Below are 21,876 nucleotides of genomic sequence, written 5' to 3' on the forward strand. Positions count from 1 at the left end.
CCTAACTTACCATGCTTATTGAACAATTTGCCCTTGCTTTTTATCGCAGTGCGATCTATTCTTTCACATCAAGAAAGAGTATTTTTGCAAGAGCGAAATCAATCTTTGTTTTTCCAATTAAAATTCAAATATCATGAGAAAGAAAATCTCTGCTACAAATTCCAGATCTTATCTGAAACCAATCATTTTTCTTATGTTATTATTGCCGGTAATGGCCATTATAGCTAAAGAAAAAAGAAAGTCAAAAGACACGATCTCCTATGTGGACACATCACTTGACGGTTCACAAAAATATGTATTGAGAGTGGATGGAAAGCCATTCTATATGACCAATGTACAAGTTCGCTTTGACAAATTGCGTTATCGTTGGGGATGGGACATTTCTATTTGTGAAGAATTGCTCAAACGGACGAGTGCTTTGGAATTTAATACACTATCCATCCCCATTCATTGGGTAGAGGTGGAACCGGAAAAAGATAAGTTCGACTGGAGCACACTCGACTTATATCTCGGCATGGCACAAAAGTTCCATTTTAAAGTGGAACTACTCTGGTTCGGACAAAACAGCGGCGGACATGTGCAATGGTTAAAGCCTGATCGTCTACGCACTCCAGATTATGTTATGTACTCTCCCAAAGCCGGAAACTTTCAGTCTTTTTCCACCACAGGAAGTTCCAAGGAAACAACCAGTGAATTTGTCATTCGTCGCGATATATCCGATTATACCCTTGATCTTACGGATAAAAAGCTCCGAAACCGGGAAGCTTATGTAATAGGCAAGATGATGGAACATATAGCTCAATGGGATACTGAACAGGGATCCGCACACACAGTAATAGGTATTCAACTGAACAATGAAGTTCGAAGTTTCCCTTCCAACATCATTATAGAATATATGAATGAACTGGGACGTGCCGTTAAAGAATCTCCCTATTCCGTATGGACACGCATGAACTGTACATTTCCCGATCTTTACTCTGTACTTTATTGCAATGAACAACTTCGTTCCGCCAATGGCACCTATATCGACTTTGTTGGAATTGACAGTTATTGTAGTTCTCCTGATAAAATGGATGAATACACGGAAAGCATGCGCACCTGCATACCTTATATGGGAAAAAACTATCGCATGATTATGGAAGCCGGAGCCGAAAAAACAAATATTGCCCAAATGCAAGTTGCTGCATTATCCGGCAATACAGCCTTCAATTATTATGAACTCTGTGGTCCCGACGGACGTGGTATATTTATAAAAGATAAAGAAAAACACTTTGTACCACGGAGTCCTTATACAGAAGATGATGTAAAGTCTGTTAACAGGATGTTGAACAACGCCATGACAGACATAGCTTTAAATGCCAGTGGATATGGACTTTTCGTTCATAACTGGAAAGGGAATTCACTCATGCCAACTATAGGAGTAGAAAATATATCTTTCGTCCCCAACTATATCAATTCACAAGCAATTAGCGTTCTTCGCAACGGCAATGAAATTGTCTTATCTACTTCCAAGGGAGGCACATTTTTCTGGCCAGATACATTAAAGATTATTTCTGCAAGCAAAGGTTACTTCGACAGCAATAATAAATGGAAAGACAAAGGCACTGTAGAACTTCAGACAAACCCAAGGAAACATGTCACCTCTTTGAAAATCAATGCCATGCAGACGATACGGTTAATCCGCAACAAGCAGAAACAACCGGACATTATCTTACAAGCTGAACATGCAAGTTACGGAGATGGCGTCAGAGTAGAGGCCGATATTGAGCAATGTCTAGGCTTTTCCGGCGAAGGATATCTTAACTTCCCCCTTGCAGGAGGGTATGCAGAATGGAGAGGAGTTAACGGTCTGAAGGGAGGAAAACAAACGATCCGTCTACGCTATGCCAACGGCGACAATCACACATGTAGCGCACGGATAATTATCAATGGTGTCATCAAGCAGGTTCAGCTTCCTCCTACAGGTTCTTGGAACAAATACAGTTTAACGGAAATCTCTACCGAACTTAAACCGGGAACAGAGAATGTGATTTATCTGAAATCTACATGGACAGGGGCCGGACATATAGACGAACTACAAATAATAAGATAGATAAAATCCCAATTCAATCAATTAGAGACAAAAAGGATGGTCCTTCATCATCAATGAGAAAGGGGGGAAATCGAGCAAAAAACAAGGCTAATTATTCATGACCGTTTTACCCCGCTTTTTCTATCTATTTGCCCTCCATACTTTGGCTAAGCGACTCCTATATTTGCACATCGTTAATTAGAGGACGAGACAAGAGAATTAATTAACCACAGTATCTAATTTAAAAGAAAAACAATGAAATCAGATTCATTAAAAAACAACCGAAAAGCTGTAATTACCGCTTTCCTACTCTGCACCGGTTTCGTAGCAGGTCACCCTCTAACAGTGATGGCCATCGACAATGAAACAAGTGTTGAAGTCGTTCAACAGCAAATAAAAATCTCCGGAATTGTAAAAGATGCAACCGGAGAGCCAGTAATTGGAGCCAGTGTATTGGAAAAAGGCACAAAAAACGGCATCATCACTGATTTTAATGGTAATTTTTCTCTTTCAGTAAAACCTAATGCAACGCTTATCATTTCTTATATTGGATATAAGACACAAGAAGTGAAGGCTGCTGCAAACAAATCTATTAATATCATACTGAAAGAGGACACTGAAATGCTAAACGAAGTGGTAGTAGTAGGCTTCGGTACGCAAAAGAAAATAAATCTGACCGGTTCGGTGGGAATTGCTTCTGCCAAAGAATTGGAAGCCCGTCCAGTTGCCTCTGCCACACAAGCGTTACAAGGTATGATACCAGGGCTCGATATCACCACTAATACCGGGGCTCTCGATCAAAATATGAATATATCCATACGTGGTGTAGGCACCATAGGTGAAGGTTCAAGCGGTTCTCCACTGATTCTGATTGACGGAATGGAAGGAGATATCAATACGATCAACCCTCAAGACATAGCAACAATCAGCGTACTAAAAGACGCTGCTGCATCCAGCATTTACGGTTCACGTGCTCCTTTTGGCGTTATCCTCATAACAACCAAAAACGGTAAAGAAGGAAAGGCTACTGTAAATTACAATAATAGTTTCCGTTTCTCCAGTCCGATAAATCTGCCACATACAATGGACTCTTATAACTTTGCCCTTTATTACAATCAGGCACGATTGAATAGTAGTAAGAGTGTACGGTTCAATGATACTGCCTTGCAAAATATGCTGGATTATCAGGCAGGAACCAACGAGGGGTGGAAAGCCAGTTCATCAAATCCTGATGCTTGGGATGGTACCTCCTATTTCAACAATGACTTCTTTCATGAAATATATAGCGATAATGTCTTTTCACAGGAACATAATGTCTCTGTGACAGGTGGTTCCAAAAACATAACCTATTACAGTTCTTTCAATTATTTGAATCAGGGAGGGCTGCTCAATTTCGGTGATGACGGCATACACCGATTCAATGCCACTGCCAAACTTTCCGCAACAGTGACAAAGTGGTTGAAACTAAGCCTGTCCACACGCCTTACCCGTAATGATGTATTCCGCCCTACCTATTTCGATCATGGCAATACATTTTACATTCAATTGATACAGACAGCACGCCCATATCAGGCACTTTACGATCCCAATGGGAACTTGTACTACTCTCCGGCGTTACAATTGCGTGATGGCGGTGAAACCAACAAACGTACCGACAGATTCTATTATCAGGCCACCGCAACCATAGAACCAATTAAAAACTGGGTGACTAATGTAGAACTAAACTACAACATCCAGCATCAGAACAACAAAGAGAACCGGCTGACTGCTTATCAATACGGTCCTACAGGAGTAGCTACAGCAGTAAATAGCGCAAGTGGAAAGAATGAATATCTAAAGGAAGAATATTTCCAAAACAACTACTTAAACCTGAATATTCACAGTACATATTCACATACATTCAATAACAGCCATAACATGAAAGTAATGGCCGGATTCCAGACAGAGAATACCAAACGTCATGATTTCAATGCAAAAAAATATGGTTTTCAAGATCCTGAAAGACCTGAATTCGATCTTACAACGGGAAAAAACAGTAAAGATGCTGACATAGGCAGCGAAGTAAAAGGGTATAGTCAAGATTGGGCAACTGCCGGTTTCTTCGGACGCCTGAACTATGATTACAAAAGCCGTTATCTAGTAGAAGGTAACTTGCGTTATGACGGAACTTCCCGCTTCCGTAGAGGCAATCGCTGGCAACTTTCCCCTTCGTTCTCGGCAGGATGGAATATGGCCGAGGAACCTTTTTTTGAAAATCTGCGGAGTAATATAGACCAACTAAAATTACGTGCCTCTTATGGTGTTCTCGGTAACCAAAACACATCTGGTTGGTATCCCACTTACCGTAGTATGTCCATAGGGGTTCTCAACGGACAATGGTTAAACAACAGTATAGCCCCCAACACAGCAAGTATAGGCTCGCTTGTTAGCTCTGCTCTGACATGGGAAAAAGTAAAAACATGGAACGTAGGTCTCGATTACTCTTTCTTCAACAACCGTCTTAGCGGATATTTTGACTACTTCATCCGTCGAACGGAAGACATGGTGGGACCAGCCCCCGAATTGCCCGCTACCCTCGGAGTTTCTTCTCCAAAAACCAATAATTGCGATCTTAAAACACGTGGCTGGGAATTTCAGATTTCATGGAGAGACAGACTACGTTGTGGGTTCAATTATGGAATAACACTCTCACTATCGGACCAACAAACCTATATAGACAGTTATCCCGGAAATATGACAGGATCATTCTACAGTTCCAGCACTTACGACCTCTGGCAATATGTATCAGGCTACAAAATTAACACTATTTGGGGATATGAAACGATTGGTATAGCCAAGAGCCAGGAAGAAATGAACGCACACCTCGCTTCTTTGCCTAATGGTGGGCAGAGCGCTATAGGAGATAACTGGGGAGCTGGCGATATTATGTATAAAGACCTTGATGGAGACGGGCAAATTTCACCGGGAGCTATGACTACCAGCGATCATGGTGACTTGAAAATCTTAGGTGACAGTAATCCTCATTTCTTCTTCAGCCTTGACATGAACGCCTCATGGAAAGGATTTGACATTCGGGCTTACTGGCAAGGGGTGTTGAAACATGATTTTTGGCCGGCAGGTAACAGCATTATGAATCATAGTACCTCATGGGGACCAGGGCAAATGTTTTGGGGAGTACCGGGTAATCAGGGAGAGAGCTGGATTATCGGATTCACGGAACATCAGAATTATTTCCGCACTGAAGAAACAGGTCTTGACGGATATAAACTTCCGGCAAATCTTGACAGCTATTACCCACGTCCTCTTTTCAATAACGAAAAAGGATATAAAAATCAGTATATACAAAGCCGATATATGCAAAATGCCGCCTATGTCCGATTAAAGAACTTGCAACTAGGCTACACATTGCCCAAAGCATGGATAGAAAAAATGAATATCTCGAAATGCCGCATATTTGTCTCGGCAGAAAATGTATTCACCATCACCTCGCTTAGCAAGCTGTTTGACCCGGAAACCTGTTCTGGTGGCGTCGGTGGTAATGCTTATCCTCTTTCACGCACATGGTCGTGCGGACTGAATGTCACTTTCTAATAATTATTATATAACTTATCTATCGAATATGAAAACTTTATATAAACTCTTTTTCACATTGCTGATTGTCGCAGGTTTCTGCTCGTGTGATGATTATTTAGACAAAGAACCGTCATCAACAATTCCTCCGGAAGCTTATTTTAAAACTGAATCTCAGCTTGAAGCTTATACACTGAAAAGTTATGAAAGTGTATTTACACTTATGAGCAAAGGGTATTATGACCCGAAGACAGAGGTAGACATTAGTGACGACCAAATACCCGAAACTGCTCCCGAACGCTACTATGAGGGTGGCTGGCGAGTGGCACAGGATAATGCGAACTGGGACTTTGCCGACATCTATCGCATCAATGCATTCCTAAGTTTCGTCATGCCTCGCTATGGCAATGATATCAATGGAACAGAGAATATTATTACCGGAACATTGAAAAATATAAAACATCTGATAGGCGAAATGTATGCTTTGAGAGCTGTGGAATATTTCAGGCTTTACCAGAAATTTGGTGATTTCCCCATTATTACAGAACCTCTGAATGATAATCGTGAAGAACTGATAGAAGCGAGTAAACGAATGCCAAGAGATAGCGTAGCCCGTTTTATCATGTCTGATCTCGATAAAGCCGCCAGTTATATGCAGGGCAACGATATTATCACTACCCGTCTGAATTATCATTCAGTGATGCTGTTGAAAAGTCGTGTAGCCCTCTATGAAGGTACATGGCTAAAATACTTCAAAGGATCGGCTTTTGTTCCCGGCGGTGAAGGATGGCCCGGTAAAAAGAAAGATTACAGTGCTGATTATCAATTCCCGAAAGGAAGCATAGAAGCTCAAAGTAATTGGTTTCTGGAGCAAGCCATGAATGCAGCAAAGGAAGTGGGCGATGCATATAAAAATGAGCTTATAAAAAATACAGGATACTATCAGGACGGTGCTTATGCCAATGTGACAAATCCTTATTATAATATGTATTGTACTGTAAACCTTTCAAGTATAAAAGAGGTGCTTTTCTGGCGACAGTTCGCTTCCGGTGTACGTATGCATCAAATAAATGCCGGTGCCACCGATGGCAACTGGGGACTTGGACTAACACGTGGATGTGTACAAAACTTCCTGATGAATGACGGCACGCCAGTATACACGCATATTCAAAATGATGACTATGGCAAGCCGCTTTCCAACACCGACCTCTACAAAGGAGATAACACGTTGGCTACTGTAGTGGTAAACCGCGATCCGCGGCTGACTCTCTTCTTGAAAGTGAATGGGCAAACCAATGTTAAAGGCACTGTGAAAGCTGGTATAGACAAAACCGTACCTGCGCCCAATTTCACCGATGCTACCGGACAGAAACATTACGTGACAGGCTACACCATACGTAAAGGAGGTTCTCAAGATGCAGCACAATATCCAGATATAAATTCAGGTTCTACAGGCTATATAATGATGCGTTCGGTAGAAGCTTTGCTCAATTATATAGAAGCGAGTTATGAACTTAGAGGACGTCTTGATGATACGGCTAAAGAATACTGGAGATTAATAAGAACCCGCAATGCAGGTATGAGCAATGATATTGACAAGACCATAGAGACTACGGATATGAATAAGGAAGCAGCAAATGACTGGGGCGCTTATTCGGGTGGTAGTCTGCTCACTGACAAAATTCTTTATAACATAAGACGTGAACGACGCTGCGAGTTACTCTCCGAAGGGTTTCGTTATATGGATTTATGCCGTTGGCGTGCAATGGACCAACTCATCAGCAAGCCCTATATACCAGAAGGAATTCATTTATGGAATACTCCTATGGAAAGCTTGTATGCCAGTGGAAAACTTATTACCGACGGTTCTACCAAAGCTAATATGTCTCCGGCAAGCAACAGCGAATATGTGCGCCCGTTCCAAGTACGCAAAACACAAAACGGTTATTACGGTTATACTTGGAAAATGGCTCATTACTTAGAACCTATAGGAGCAGGAGAACTTCTTATTACATCTGTAGACGGGCAGTCACTTAGCCAGTCACCTCTCTACCAAAATCCCTATTGGCCTACAACAGCCAATCTTCCTGCCGAAAAATAAAAAGATTTAAGGTAAGATGTTTTTTGGGAAAATGGGGGTGTATTTCAATAGCAATCTGTTGAATTGTTCATGCATGAGTACACTCCCTCTTTTAAATCTGATCATATTTATAAAAAATGAAGTCCAAGATATTTTTATCCTTACTTGCACTCCTTCTTCTTTCTAGCTTTAGTCCGAAAAAAGATATGCCTGTCACCATTTTCATGATAGGCGATTCTACCATGGCAGACAGAACTGTCGGAGAAGGAAACCTGGAACGTGGATGGGGACAAATGCTATCCCGCTTCTTTACAGAAGACGTTTCAATAGACAATCATGCTGCATGTGGCCGTAGTACACGAAGCTTCATTAACGAAGGACGCTGGCAAACCGTACTCGAAAAATTAAAAGACGGAGATTATGTAATTATCCAGTTCGGACATAATGATGAAAAAACAGACACGACATTGCATACTCTACCCGGTAGCTCATTCGATGATAACTTACGAAAATTTATCCGAGAATCACGTGATAAAGGCGCTAAACCTATTTTAATGAATTCTATTGTGCGACGTAACTATCCTCCGAGCCCGAACATAAAGTTTCAATATGTATATGAAAAGGAAGGTAATATTCTTGTCAATTCACACGGAGAATATATAAACTCACCACGCAAAGTGGCAAAAGAGATGAATGTACCGTTTATAGATATGGCCCGGCTCACGCATGATCTAGTTTCGCAAATGGGACCGGAAAAATCTAAAAAACTATTCATGTGGGTACCTATCGGCAAATATAGCCGTTATCCGAAAGGTAAGACAGACAACACCCATTTAAACATATACGGCAGTAAAGTCATTGCCCGGATAGCGGCAGAAGCAATAGGAAAAGCTGTACCGGATCTAGGTAAATATCTCCGTCACTACGATACAGATATATATGTAGCCGATTATAAAAATAATAAAAAATGTGCTATCAGTTATACATTTGACGATGGTTTAGAAGAACATTATACCATGGTATATCCTAAATTGGAAGAATTAGGATTAAAAGGAACTTTCTGGATATGTGGAAAAATTATCGAATATAAAGAGGCCAACTTGGGAAAGTCTCGCATGACTTGGAAACAGATGAAAGAAATGGCTGACAAAGGACATGAGATTTCCAACCATAGTTGGTCGCATCCTAATTTCAAACATCTTAGTTATGAAAAAATAAGAGAAGAAATTGACAAAAATGACAGCATTATACAACTCTATATAGGGAAAAGACCAAAAACGTTCTGCTATCCAGGAAATTATTTTGACAACAGAATACTTAGTATTGCGTCTGAAGGTAAAATAGCTACACGTACGGAGCAATATGCCTTGGGAGGAGAGAAAAGCAAAAGAACACCTGAAATATTGGAGAAATGGGTTGATGAACTTCTTATTGCAGAGGGTTGGGGTGTCAGTATGACACATGGAATAACACATGGATACGACAATTTCTCACAACCGGATATATTTTGGAACCATCTAAAAAAGGTGAAAGCACAAGAAGATAAAATCTGGACAGGAACATTTGCCGAAGTAGGAGCCTACATCAAAGAAAGAAGGAATATCCAACTGAGTATTGTGAAAGAGAAATCATCTTATAAAATAGTTCCATATTTGGCATTGATACCAGAATTATTCTCGGAACCATTGACAATGGTGATAAAGAATGATGGCAGTAAAACAAAAATCAGAGTAAAGCAAGATAACAAAAAGTTAACCGTAAAAATGGTTGGAGATGAAATATTATTCGACTTTAATCCGTACGGTGGAGTGATAGATATTAGTTTTTAATTAACATGGCAACAGTAAGTATCATGAAAATCATTTTTTTATTATTATTCCTCTTTGGAGGAACCGGAACGATATGTTTCGCACAAAACTCCGAAAAGGTTGTATGTAATGGACTTCCCTGGTTTGACAACAATGGTGATATAGTCAATGCACATGGAGCTTGCATCGTAGAAGATAATGGACGGTATTATCTTTTCGGAGAATGGAAATCCGACCAAAGCAACGCTTTCCCGGGGTTCTCTTGCTATTCGTCGGATGATCTGGTAAACTGGAGATTTGAACGGGTGGTATTACCCTTGCAACCCGACGGAATATTAGGTCCTAATCGTGTGGGTGAACGTGTAAAAGTTATGAAATGTCCCTCTACTGGTGAATATGTTATGTTCATGCACGCCGATGATATGGGATATAAGGATCCCTATATTGGTTACGCTACTTGTAAAACAATTAACGGAGAATACAAGCTACAAGGACCATTACTTTATAAAGGTAATCCTATCAAACGTTGGGATATGGGTACTTTTCAAGACACGGACGGTAAAGGTTATCTACTTATTCATCATGGTCCTATCTATAAGTTAAGTGACGACTATCGTTCTATAGAAACACAAGTAGCCCATGTCAAAGGTTCAGGCGAATCACCTGCCATGTTCAAAAAAAACGGCATGTATTATATGCTATACTCCAACCTTACAAGCTGGGAGAAAAACGATAATTTTTATTTTACAGCTCCAAAGATCGAAGGACCATGGACGAAACAAGGAGTATTTTGTCCGGAAGGAAAACTAACATATAACTCGCAAAGCACTTTTGTTTTCCCATTGAAACGGGGAAATGATACCATACCAATGTATATGGGTGATCGATGGTCTTATCCTCATCAAGCCTCGGCCGCTACCTACGTATGGATGCCTATAGAAGTGGAAGGGACACAAATATCCATACCGGAATACTGGCAATATTGGGATATTAACAGCATAAAACCTGTAGATATTCTATCGCATGGAAAGACTGTTCCTGTAAAACAGATAAAGTTTACCAATGATTGGAAAGAGGCTAAAGGAAGACTCGTTTCAAACACAAAAGGAGGCATACTGAAAGTGTCTTTCGAAGGAAGTCAAGTTGCCGTTATCGGAGAATCTAACAGGCACAGTGGTTACGCCAAAGTGAGTATAGTAAACACCCAAAATGATACGATCTATTCTTCATTAGTGGATTTCTACAGTAAATATCCAGAAAAAGCTACTCGTATCATTACCCCGAAACTCACCAAAGACAAATATACCTTGTTGGTTGAGGTAAGTGGTATAAAGCCTGTATGGACAGACAAAACAAAAACGATCTATGGAAGCGACAATACATTTGTCACGATAGATCGCATTCTTTCTTTCCAATAATTATAGTATGATGAAATCTAAAAAGATACATAAATATTATTTTCACATGAAAAGATACTTAGCAGGATTTCTCTGTTTAGTACTCGCACCACACATTTGGGCGCAGGCATCTTTTAATTTACAAGCAGAAAAAACAATCACAATTGCTTGTGACCCGGCGGAAGAACAAGTGGTACAGACCGCCTTGGAATTATTCAAACGTGATTGCTTGGCTGTATTTTCATCACCAACAACAAAAGACACTCAAAAGGGAGACATCATTGTCGGTACAGTTGGAAAAAGTTCATTGTTTGCAGACTATGGAATCGACACTTCTGTTCTAAGTAATAAGAAACAGGCATTTCTACTCACTGTTTCAGCAGAAGGAAAGCTAGTCATAGCCGGAAGTGACAAGCACGGGACAGCCTATGGCATTATGGAGATTTCCAGACTGATAGGAGTTTCTCCGTGGGAATGGTGGGCAGATGCCATTCCGGAAAAAAGAGCATCTTTCCAGTTGGAAGCTGGCTTTAAGATGTTGCAATCTCCTTCTGTAGAATATCGCGGTATATTCATTAACGACGAAGACTGGGGGATGATGCAATGGAGCAGTCTAAATTACGAACCGTGGTATAAAGCAGGTCGTATCGGGCCGCGTACGAATGAGCGTATCTTTGAACTACTCTTACGATTACGTGCTAATACATATTGGCCTGCCATGCACGAATGTACCGTTCCTTTCTTCCTGACAAAAGGAAATCGCGAAATAGCCGAGAAGTTTGGCATTTACATCGGCTCGTCCCATTGTGAACCTATGGCATGTAATGCCGCCGGAGAATGGAGCCGCAGAGGAAAAGGTGATTATGATTATGTAAATAATAGCAACTCGGTATATCGTTTCTGGGAAGACAGGGTAAAAGAAGTAGCCGGGCAAGAGATTCTCTATACTGTTGGCATGCGTGGAGTGCATGATGGTCAGATGCAAGGTGCCAAAACTATAGAAGAACAAAAGGTGATATTGGAACGTGTTTTAAAAGATCAACGCCATTTATTGCAAGAATACGTTAATAAAGATGTAACATCTGTTCCTCAAGTGTTTATTCCTTATAAAGAAGTACTTGACATTTATCGTGCAGGATTACAAGTACCGGAAGATATTACATTAATGTGGTGTGATGATAATTATGGTTATATACGTCACTTCCCAAGCGACGAAGAACGCACCCGCAAAGGAGGGAACGGAATTTATTATCATGTTTCTTATTGGGGACGCCCTCACGATTATCTTTGGCTGGGAACATTCAGTCCGGCTTTATTATACCAGCAAATGAAAGAGGCATACGAGCACGGCATACAGAAAATGTGGATACTGAACGTAGGAGATATTAAACCCATAGAATATCAAACGGAGCTTTTTCTGGATATGGCATGGAACATAGATGAAGTCGTTCAAAAAGGAATCAGTAACCATTTAGGAAAGTTTCTGAAACGTGAATTTGGTAATTCTATTGGGGAAAAGCTACTTCCTGTTATGCAGGAACATTATCGCTTAGCCTATATCCGTAAACCTGAATTTATGGGAAATACCCGGGAGGAAGAATACCATACCAATGCCTATCGGATAGTCAAAGACATGCCATGGAGCAAACAATATATTAACAAACGTTTGGAAGATTATCTGTCCATATCCGACAAAGTAGAGAACCTTACTGCACTAATCGAACCAAACAGGCAAGATACTTATTTTCATTTAGTGAAATACCCGGTACAAGCTGCTGCTGAAATGAATAAGAAAATGCTATATGCTCAATTGGCACGACATGGCGAAATGAACTGGGACAAAAGTGATGCCGCGTATGACAGCATTGTATCATTAACCCGTATTTATAATACAGGAATCAATAACAATGGAAAATGGCATCGCATGATGGACCACCAACCACGCAGACTGCCTGTATTTGAACCTGTAGACAGATCATATATTAGCGAGCCGCTAGCGGAAAGAGGGCAAAGTCTCTATAAATGGAATGGTTCAGAATGTACTGAAGGTACTCCGATTCTCTGTGAAGAACTAGGATACGAAGGAAAAGCAGCAATGTTGAAAAAAGGTCAGGAGCTAATTTTCAACTTTGATCACTGTCCGACCGACTCCATAAAGATAGAAATACGGCTATTACCCAATCATCCAATGAATAGTGGGCAACTACGATTCTCTATTTCACTAGATAAGAAAGAATCTTCAGTCATATCTTATGAAACCAAAGGACGCAGCGAAGAATGGAAAGAGAATGTTTTACGCAATCAAGCTATCCGACAGGTAACATTCCCTGTGAAAGAGAAGAAAAAGCATCTATTAGCTATAAAAGCCTTGGATGAAGGTATTGTATTAGATCAAATAGAAGTATATACTCTATAGAATTAAGAGATTCTACTTTATGCAACAAAAGCTATGAGATATTTACTCATAGCTTTTGTTGCATATCTCCACACAAGAGAAACCAATCAGAACTGGAAATAGATAAACGGCTGAATCTCCGAACTCTTCATCTGAATAACAAGGTAAATCAAAGCTACCATCAATACTGCTTTTCCTACGAACGGTAAACGGGTCACTCCCCGACAAGCTGCATTTTCCCAACTATCGGGAGCAAAATGAAGCAGGAAGCCGAGCAACATTAATGCGAATACTTTCCAATATCCTTCAAGTAACTGTGGGAACAGTTGCGGACGGAAAGTAGTGAATATCTGTCCCAGCATATCCATTGAGTTCTGAAAATCGGCATTACGGAAGAAAATCCAGCAGAAGCAGACAAAATGGAAAGTAATAATCACTCCGAACACACGCCGCCAACCATGACTTTGTTCTCCTTTCTTACGTCCGGTGATGGTCATCCACATTTTATGCAATGCTAAAGCAACACCATGGAAGGTTCCCCAAAGAACAAAGTTCCAAGATGCTCCATGCCACAATCCACCCAGAAACATGGTAATGATAAGATTCAGATATTGCCGGAACTTACCTTTTCGGTTTCCTCCTAAAGAAATATACAGATAATCCCGCAGCCAACTGGACAAAGAGATGTGCCAACGACGCCAGAATTCGGTAATGGAGGCAGACTTATAAGGAGAATTAAAGTTGAGATTAAAATGAAAGCCTAACAATAAAGCGATACCGATAGCCATGTCACTATATCCGGAAAAGTCGCAGTAAATCTGTAAAGCATAACCATACACTCCCATCAGATTCTCAACACCTGAATAGAGAGTAGGATTATCAAAAATACGTTCTACAAAGTTGATACTGATATAATCGGAGATAATGGCTTTCTTGAAAAGACCGGATACGATCAGAAAGATTCCGCGGCCGAACATCTCCTGCGAAACAAAGAGAGGTTTCCGGATTTGCGGGATAAAGTCGCGGGCACGCACGATAGGTCCTGCCACCAACTGGGGGAAGAAAGATACATAGAAAGCGTAGTCCAAAAGATTCGTCAATGGCTTTATGTCCCTCCGGTAAACGTCGATGGTGTAGCTTAGCGACTGGAAAGTAAAGAAGGAGATACCGACCGGCAGGAATATATCAAGAGCGGTAAACTCTCCTCCCATCAATGACGCTATCACTCCACCCAGGAAATTGGTATATTTGAAATAGACAAGAAGTCCCAGATTGATACTCAGACTCAAAACTACTAATCCTTTACGTTTCCAATACCCCTCTGCACGATCCATTAGCTGTGCAAGAAAGAAGTCGGCAACGGTGACTATAGCAAGCAGGAAAAAGTATGTGCCGCTACTCTTGTAGTAGAAATAATAAGAAAAGAGGGTGACAAACAAGATACGGGCAGTGTATTTACGTTGTAACAACACATACACTACCATGAAAGCAGCGAACAGCCAAAGGAAGATACCGCTGCTGAATATCATCGGGGCTTGCGGATCGTAGGTAAGTACCTCTTTTAGTCTACTGAAATCTATATCAATGGGAAACATAGTCATTATATGCTTGTATAAGTGCTTGGTATAATAAATTTCCTTGCAGGATGTATCCTTCAGGTAAATAATGTACATGATCGGGACGCATCAGGTTTGCCTCCGTCCAGTTGGTGCAGGCACGACGCTTCCCTCCGACTACATCATACATATCCCACACGAGCAGGCGATGGTCTTTTGCATAACGGTGGATGGTTTCCGCTGCTGTTGCCGTACGGGGATTGATGGCATACGTGCGTCTACGCCTCCGTTGCCGGAAACTTTCATAGGAACCGGGAGGGGTAGTCAGAAGAATGGGGATGTTAGGAAGACTGTCGCGCAACAGTTTCACAAGTTCATCCATCTGATTGTAGTGCACATTTATATTATAACGCCGGTTATGGCTTTCATTGGTTCCGAAAGAGAGAATCAGCAATTCAGGTTTCAAGGCAGCAATTTCGGCAATACGATCCGGATGGGTAAATGTTAGGCAAGTAGCTCCGTTGACGCCTTTATCAATATAAGAAATGGCACCAAAGGTTTCTGTCAAACGGGCACCGGTGGTTTGGGGATAGATATGTCCACGCACGTGGCTATCGCCAATATGAACGATGCGGACTGTATCTTCGGAGAGTCCTGCACGTACCTGACGGAGATGTTCAAAGACGGGAGCCAGCAGAGCAATGCTGTCAATAATCTCATTCCGTCCGGTTTCGCGAAAAGCAGCAGGGAAGGCTACTTGTACGTTGATCGTATCATTCGCCCAGTTCATTTCCCGTAAAGGCTTTATCCGCTTTGCAGTCTTTCCCAATGGAGAGCATACAGGCATACGGTCTTGCGCGATTGTTTCTGTAAGAAAACAAGGGACACTCAACATACCGGCGAGAATGAGAATAAAGATGGACAGCAGGTTACTCTTTCTCATAAGCACGCCTCCTGTCGTATTGTTCCTTACCATAGATCATGGTTTCATAAAGCAATCCTGCCAAATGCTTACCGCCACGGAAGTTTATATGCGTATAATCGTAGTTCGCCATAGAGGGTTTGGCATGGACGAGTTTTGCCATACTGCCCTCTCCGCCCATTGCTTCAAACATATTCCAGAATGCAATGCCGCTTTCAGCAGCAATGTTCTGCTGATAACGAATCAGATTCTTGACACCGGGCATGGTACGGAGTTCGCCGTTTTCGTTCTTATAATCACGGTCGCCAACGCTCAATAACAGGATTCCCGCTTGTGGGAAACATTCTTTCAGATGCTCGATAGCTGTAATCAATCCCTTCTGGTAATTATCATAATTGCGTCCCCGTTCGGTAGCTACATTCAAGCCATATTCGAGGATAATCAGGTCGTAAGGACGCTGGCGGTTAAACTGCTTCAACGTTTGTACCGGAATACCGCGCAGGGAAAGACCGGAACTGCCACGCAACGAGAAGTTATCGAGAATGATTCCTTTCTTTCCATCCATTGCCAAGCCATAGAACAGGGTAGAGTCTGCACGATCTACTGTCCAACGGATAGAACCGATGCGTCCGTCCACCTGAACTTGTTGTAATCCATCAGAAGGGCCTAAAGAGTAATTCTTGTTTTCTCCTTTGTTCACACGGGCAGAAAGAAGAACGGAATCTTTATTATAGAAGAAGATAGAAGCACGTTGGCAAGTATCGAGCAGGGAGGCGTATTTATTTTGTCCGCGTAGTTCTACATAAGCTCCGTTCCGGGGGACAAAATAGTGTCCGGAAATGCCTTGTTTCTTCTTATCGAAATAGATACTGTCTGTTACTGCATGGCTGGACCATCCGCCAAATGTATGCCGTACCGTAGGACGGTAACCGCTTGTCATGGAAGTGATGGTAACAAAACCTACACCGCAACCGCCGAATTGTTTCTGAAGCATTTCGCGCAAGTCGGCTGTAAATATATCCGCTTCGATAAAGGAGTCTCCGAATACGGCAATGTGTACCTGTTTGTCATCAGAGTCAGTGGAAGAGACACGGTCGAGTGCTTTGTAGAAAGGAGTCATCCCCCGAAGGGTGGAATCGCTGTAATCTTCAATGCAGGTCATGCCTGCGCGGCAGGTATCTACAAAAGCCGGTTTTACAACAGAAGGCAAAGGGATGCTGTCCGAATCAGCTGCAGCAGTCTCCGATTCGGGGTAACGAAGATCGCTCAAAAGGTCTACACGCCTCATCGTGTGTCCGTCAATAGTCAATACTGGAAGCCAATGAAGCCCGAGTAAGGCTGCAAATACAATCAGTACGAACCACAACGAATATTTCAAATAATTCTTTATTATCTCCATAATGTTCCTAAAATCCAAAACGACCGCAAAGATAGACAAAAGCCACAAAAAGAAAGGAGAATCTACATTATTTATTAGATTCTCCTTTCCTTTTTATCTATCTACCGGATCGTTTTTAAATGGTCCGTTCAATGTTCCACACAAATGCGCGCAAGCCTAATTGTTGTGTTTCCAGGTCCATTTTATGCAAGGTGTCCAACAACGGATCGACTTTGCTGTCGTCTACTACTGTCAGGATAGCCGAGCACATACTTGGCCAGGCATGGCTTCCGAAATGCGGATCGCCTGTCTTCGAGCCACGTCCCTGTACTTTTTCGAGGTAGGTAAAACCACGACAACCCAAACGGTCGAGCAATGCCATGATTCGTTCGTAATAAGCCTGGTCGAATGTTATCAATACTGATTTCATATTTCTTTTCTGTTATTTCTTTATAATGCTGTCTTTATTCTCCTGGAAGTAAACATCCAATTCGCGTTGATGGCGAAGTTTACGACGACGATTCTTGATTCCTGTTCCTGCAAATACACAGTACAAAGTAGGAATCAAAATCAATGTCAAGATAGTAGATACCGTCAGACCACCGATTACGGCAATCGCCATCGGGCTCCACATTTCAGAACCCTGACCGCCACCGATAGCCATCGGAATCATACCGAGAACAGTGGTAGCCGTAGTCATCAATACCGGACGAAGACGGCTCTTACCAGATGTCACTACTGAATTGATAACCGCCAGTCCACGCTCTCGACAGAGGGTAATGTAGTCGATAAGCACAATACCATTCTTTACCACAATACCAATCAACATGATACCTCCCAACAAACTCATGACACTCAATGTACTGCCTGTGAAGAACAATGCCATCAAGACACCGCTAAATGCAAACGGCAGGGAGAACATGATAATGAACGGATAAGTCAGTGACTCGAACTGTGCTGCCATCACGATAAATACGAGAATGACAATCAGGATGGCAAGTGTTCCCAAATCGCGGAATGAATCCTGCTGGTCTTCGTACGAACCGGAAATCTGGATAGTGACTTCTCCCGGAAGATCCATTTTATCTATCACCTTATTTCCGGCAGCCACTACGTCGCCCAGCGGAGCTCCGGAGATTACAGCAGAAACGGTCACGATACGTTCACGGTCTTTACGTTCGATGGTAGGAGGTGCAAAACGTTCGACTACCTTTCCGACATCTTTCACACGAACGGATTGTCCTTGTGCATTATAAATGAGGATATTTTCCAGACTTTCCAGACTTGTACGGAATTCAGGTGCGTAACGCACTTTGATATCATATTCATCTCCGTCTTCCCGATATTTAGATGCTACCGCACCATTGACACGGTTGCGCAGGTAGTTACCGGCAGTTGAAAGATTTAAACCATGCATGGCCAGTTTCTCACGGTCGAAGTCTACCTGATATTCAGGCTGGTAGTCACTACGGCTGATATTTACCTCGGTCACGCCTTTCACTTTCAACAACTCACGTTTCAGGCGGGCTGCCACGCTATCGGTTACTGTCATATCGTATCCATAAACCTCAAAGTCGGCACTTGCCTGTGCGGACATACCTGTATTACTACCTCCGAGAATTACTTGCGCCTTACTGAATTCGGGATAGGCTTTCAAATCTTCACGCATCTCATCACAGACTGTTTCCAAAGAAACGTTACGATCGCCCGGGTCTACCAAACTGATGTTGAACGAGATAATATGTGAGCCGTTGTCCTGCATAGATGCCCAGGTGTTATCGGAGTCAGCCTGACCGACAGTATAGTTACAGACTTTCATGATGTCTTTATACTTCGTCAGCCATTGGTTGGTTAACTTCTGAGATAATTCCTGCGCTATCTCTTTTCGTGTACCGATTGGAAGTTCCAACTGTACGGCAATACGGGCATTATCCTGTGCCGGGAAGAACTCTGTACCGATACCCTTTGCACACAGCAAACTGATAACGAAGAAAACGATACATCCCACAATCACAATCGGACGATGACGTACAGCCCAGTTCAACATCTTCGCGTACCAAGTATCGAGTCCGTCGAGCGCTTTCTCAATCGGAGTAAAGAAGAGCTTGAACATCTTCGACGGCTTCTTCTGCAAACGAAGCAATTGGGAACAGAGCATTGGAGTCAAGGATAGTGCGGCGACCGTAGAAATAAACATGATGGCACACATCATCCAACCCAACTGTTTGAAAAGTACACCGGACATACCGCTTACCATCGTCAATGGGAAGAACACGGCAATCATGGTCAATGTAGAAGCAATTACAGAGATTGCCACTTCATTGGTTCCGTGCACGGCTGCCTGTTTCGGGTCGGAACCACGCTCGATATGAGTCGTTACATTTTCAAGTACCACAATCGCATCATCCACTACCATACCGATAGCGATAGAAAGTGACGAAAGCGAGATGATATTAATTGTATTTCCACTAACCGCCAGGTAAATGAACGAGGCAATCAATGAAAGCGGAATGGTGATACAGATAATCAGCGTCGCACGCCAACGTCCCAAGAAGAGGAATACGACGATGACAACAAAGAGCAAGGCATAAACAACGGTTTCCGTCAAACTGTCGATGGTGTTCAAAATGTTGTCCGAGGTATCGACAATGACACCAATCTTCACGTCGCTCGGCAGGTTCTTTTGAAGTCTCGGCAACGCGTCGGCCACTTTCTTGGAGATTTCTACCGAATTGGCTCCCGACTGTTTCTGAACTACAATCATAGCACCTTGCACACCATTATTATAGGTTTCCTGTGCACGTTCTTCCACGGTATCGACAATACGGGCTACATCACGCAAAAAGACATTCGCCCCATTGTGTGTTCCCACCACTACATCTGCCAACTGACGGGAATCATCAAACTCACCTTCTACACGCAGTGCATAGGTTTCGCTACCAATATCGAAGTTACCACCGGGAATGTTCTTGTTCTCGGCTCCGATAATGGAACTGATTGTTTCGATAGTCAGATGATAGGCTTCCAGTTTGTTAGGGTCGCAATATACCTGAATCTCACGTTGCGGTGCACCACTGATAGACACGGTTCCGACTCCCGGAATACGTGCCAGCGGGTTTACCACACGATCGTCCAATATCTTATAAAGTGCCGACTGGCTTTCATTGGCCTGTACGGAAAGTAACACGATCGGAATCATGTCCGTACTAAATTTGAAGATGATCGGATTCTCGACATCATCGGGAAGCTGTGAGCTTACCATGTCGAGTTTATCGCGCACATCATTGGTCAGCACGTCAATATCGTTACCAAACTCGAACTCCAATGTAATCAATGACATATTCTCGGAAGAACGGGAGGTAATATGTTTCAGGTTACTCACCGCATTCAACGTATTTTCGAGCGGACGAGTCACATTATTTTCTATATCCGAGGCACTTGCGCCGGGATAAGCGGTCATCACCATGATTGTATTCGTGTCAATGTCCGGATACAAGTCGATAGGTAACTTGGACAAAGAGAAAAGACCAAAAATCACTACTGCCAGGAAGCAGAGGGAGGTCATAATCGGTTTCTTAACCGCACCTTCGTATAAACTCATGTTGTTTTATAAATCTGGTTAATTAATTAAAGCATTAGGCGAAAGGTCGTTTGCACCTTCTATTTAGAAGAAGCTTCTACCTCTACTTCCATACCGTTCACCAAACGCGACTGTCCGGCAACTACAACCTGTGAATTATCAGGTACACCGGATTTCAACTCGTACTCTGTACCCATGCGTCTACCTAATTCGACTTTATTATAAGACACTTTGCCGTCTTTATAAACGAATACATAACGGTCGCCTGAACCTGCTTGCTTAACGATTGCCAAATCGGGAACAACGACATTTTCTGCCGTTCCGAAGTTTAATGTGGCACGGGCAAACATGCCCGGACGTACACGCTGGTCTTTATTGTCCAGTCTGATCTCTACCTGGAATGTACGGGTAGTAGCATCTATAGTCGGGTAAATCAGGTTGATGGTTCCTGTAAAAACTTCATCACCATATACATCGAGTTTCACGTCGACAGGCGTACCTTTCTTCACTTTCGTAAAGTAGGTTTCGGACACATTAATCAGGAGTTTCACGGGAGTGATCTGCTCTACTACCAGAACCGGTTCTCCACCACTGTACATATCGCCGTTATCATAATTGCGTGCAGTCACTACACCATTGATAGGGCTTTGCAAAGAGGTATTCTCCAGCAAATTCTTATAAGCGGTTTTCTTCACATCGAGTTGCATCTTCGAAGCATCCCATTCTGATTTGGACGCACCGCCCACTTTATATAGTTCGTCGATACGGCTGAACTCTATTTCCTGATTGTCGAGTTGCAGCTTCGTCTGTTTCAGGTTGGCTGCATCCATCTGCACAAGTTTCTGTCCTTTGGATACGCGGTCGCCCACTTCTACGAAAATCTGATCGATACGTACGGGAGACGAAGGCGCAATATTATTCTTTACTTCGGCTTCCACCGTTGCTGTGTAATCCTGTATTTGATCTACGGGGCGGGCTTTTACGTCTGCCAGCTTCACAATAGGCTTTGCGTCCACATGTTCCGCAGCAGCTTTGTCTTTTCCACCTGTACATGAGCCCATAAACACAGTTAACAGCAGGGCTACCAATTGGATACTTCTTTTCATATTCCTTACTTGT

12 protein-coding genes are annotated in these 21,876 nt (G+C 42.4%); 6 read left to right on the top strand and 6 right to left on the bottom strand.

Annotated features, from left to right (window positions below):
- The first annotated feature begins 133 nt into the window (after positions 1 to 133).
- The 6 genes from Bovatus_RS13285 to Bovatus_RS13310 all read left to right on the top strand — a co-directional run bounded on the left by Bovatus_RS13285 (position 134) and on the right by Bovatus_RS13310 (position 13,342).
- The gene (locus Bovatus_RS13285) at positions 134 to 2,092 is read left to right on the top strand and encodes a DUF4978 domain-containing protein (protein ID WP_004296299.1); all 1,959 of its coding nucleotides are present in this window, start codon (positions 134 to 136) and stop codon (positions 2,090 to 2,092) included.
- Between the two features lie 234 nt (positions 2,093 to 2,326).
- Complete coding sequence (locus tag Bovatus_RS13290) at positions 2,327 to 5,662, top strand: SusC/RagA family TonB-linked outer membrane protein (RefSeq protein ID WP_004296300.1); 3,336 nt, start codon at positions 2,327 to 2,329, stop codon at positions 5,660 to 5,662.
- A 28-nt stretch (positions 5,663 to 5,690) separates the two neighbouring features.
- Positions 5,691 to 7,742, top strand: coding sequence for a RagB/SusD family nutrient uptake outer membrane protein (locus Bovatus_RS13295; RefSeq protein WP_052587834.1), 2,052 nt, complete (start codon positions 5,691 to 5,693; stop codon positions 7,740 to 7,742).
- A 116-nt stretch (positions 7,743 to 7,858) separates the two neighbouring features.
- Positions 7,859 to 9,550, top strand: coding sequence for a polysaccharide deacetylase family protein (locus tag Bovatus_RS13300; protein WP_004296302.1), 1,692 nt, complete (start codon positions 7,859 to 7,861; stop codon positions 9,548 to 9,550).
- Between the two features lie 23 nt (positions 9,551 to 9,573).
- A complete protein-coding gene (locus tag Bovatus_RS13305) occupies positions 9,574 to 10,947 on the top strand; it encodes a family 43 glycosylhydrolase (RefSeq protein ID WP_170834898.1) in 1,374 nt (457 codons plus the stop codon).
- Positions 10,948 to 10,993: 46 nt separating this feature from the next.
- Positions 10,994 to 13,342, top strand: a complete 2,349-nt coding sequence (locus Bovatus_RS13310) for a glycosyl hydrolase 115 family protein (protein ID WP_052587835.1) — start codon at positions 10,994 to 10,996, stop codon at positions 13,340 to 13,342.
- Between the two features lie 86 nt (positions 13,343 to 13,428).
- On the opposite strand, the gene Bovatus_RS13315 is transcribed toward Bovatus_RS13310, so the two are convergent.
- From Bovatus_RS13315 to Bovatus_RS13340, 6 genes are all read right to left on the bottom strand, one after another.
- Complete coding sequence (locus tag Bovatus_RS13315) at positions 13,429 to 14,916, bottom strand: MBOAT family O-acyltransferase (protein ID WP_008997841.1); 1,488 nt, start codon at positions 14,914 to 14,916, stop codon at positions 13,429 to 13,431.
- Positions 14,903 to 15,820 carry an SGNH/GDSL hydrolase family protein gene (locus Bovatus_RS13320; RefSeq protein WP_004296306.1) on the bottom strand — a complete coding sequence of 306 codons (918 nt, stop codon included), beginning with the start codon at positions 15,818 to 15,820 and terminating at the stop codon, positions 14,903 to 14,905. Before Bovatus_RS13320 ends, Bovatus_RS13315 begins: the two co-directional genes overlap by 14 nt.
- Entirely contained in the window at positions 15,807 to 17,198 is a 1,392-nt protein-coding gene (locus Bovatus_RS13325) for an SGNH/GDSL hydrolase family protein (RefSeq protein ID WP_004296307.1), read from the bottom strand. Before Bovatus_RS13325 ends, Bovatus_RS13320 begins: the two co-directional genes overlap by 14 nt.
- 115 nt (positions 17,199 to 17,313) lie before the next feature.
- The gene (locus tag Bovatus_RS13330) at positions 17,314 to 17,607 is read right to left on the bottom strand and encodes a PG0541 family transporter-associated protein (RefSeq protein ID WP_004296309.1); all 294 of its coding nucleotides are present in this window, start codon (positions 17,605 to 17,607) and stop codon (positions 17,314 to 17,316) included.
- A 12-nt stretch (positions 17,608 to 17,619) separates the two neighbouring features.
- Positions 17,620 to 20,778 carry an efflux RND transporter permease subunit gene (locus Bovatus_RS13335; RefSeq protein WP_004296310.1) on the bottom strand — a complete coding sequence of 1,053 codons (3,159 nt, stop codon included), beginning with the start codon at positions 20,776 to 20,778 and terminating at the stop codon, positions 17,620 to 17,622.
- Positions 20,779 to 20,837: 59 nt separating this feature from the next.
- Positions 20,838 to 21,863: an efflux RND transporter periplasmic adaptor subunit gene (locus Bovatus_RS13340; RefSeq protein ID WP_004296311.1), complete on the bottom strand. Its 1,026-nt coding sequence runs from the start codon at positions 21,861 to 21,863 to the stop codon at positions 20,838 to 20,840.
- Positions 21,864 to 21,876 lie beyond the last annotated feature (13 nt).

The sequence above is a fragment of the Bacteroides ovatus genome (assembly GCF_001314995.1).
Lineage (GTDB): Bacteria > Bacteroidota > Bacteroidia > Bacteroidales > Bacteroidaceae > Bacteroides > Bacteroides ovatus.